This window comes from Bradyrhizobium denitrificans (genome assembly GCF_013179005.1).
In the GTDB taxonomy this organism is placed as follows: domain Bacteria; phylum Pseudomonadota; class Alphaproteobacteria; order Rhizobiales; family Xanthobacteraceae; genus Bradyrhizobium; species Bradyrhizobium denitrificans.
The window spans coordinates 1-545 of sequence record NZ_JABFDP010000090.1; the positions used below are offsets into that span (position 1 = coordinate 1).

A 545-nucleotide genomic window follows, 5' to 3' on the forward strand; every position below is an offset into this window, starting at 1 on the left:
ACACCTGTCAGCCATGTCCCCGGGCTGAACACTGCGCTCGCGATGACGGAGTTTGCGGGGGACGGTGGTGCCCACCCCAACCGTCATTGCGAGCGCAGCGAAGCAATCCAGGACTGTCTGAACAGGAGACGGTCCGTTTTGCAGTCAAGGTCAGTTCAGCGTTTCGTAGAGATCGAGCCATTGCGGATTGAGCGCTTCGACCAGCAATAACTTCTTCTTGCGGCTGCCGGACTTGATCTGCTTCTCGCGTTCGATGGCAGCCATCATCGTTTCGTGCGGCTCGTACCACACCAATACCTTGCAGCCATAGGTTTTGGTAAAGCCGGCAATGAGGCCTTCACGATGCTGGTAGGCCCGTTTCGGAAGATCGCTCGTCACGCCTACGTAGAGCGTTCCGTTCCGGCCGCTTGCCATGATGTACACGTAGGGATGTTTCATCGGCACACCCAACATCAAGCGGGGCGGCAGAGTATCACCTGGAGTCTTTTCTGGAGCCCCTGGATCGCTTCGCTGCTGTTCAGCCCGGGGACATGGCTGACAGGTGT

The 545-nt window shown here is 58.0% G+C and carries 1 protein-coding gene; it reads right to left on the reverse strand.

The window, feature by feature from the left end:
* Window positions 1–150 precede the first annotated feature (150 nt).
* Complete coding sequence (locus HL671_RS37875; protein WP_172244256.1) at window positions 151–438, reverse strand: GIY-YIG nuclease family protein; 288 nt, start codon at window positions 436–438, stop codon at window positions 151–153.
* Between the last annotated feature and the right edge of the window lie 107 nt (window positions 439–545).

Bases quoted from the DNA above. Each gene is read 5' to 3' on its own strand.
- HL671_RS37875 (WP_172244256.1), bottom strand. From the start codon at position 438: ATGAAACATCCCTACGTGTACATCATGGCAAGCGGCCGGAACGGAACG.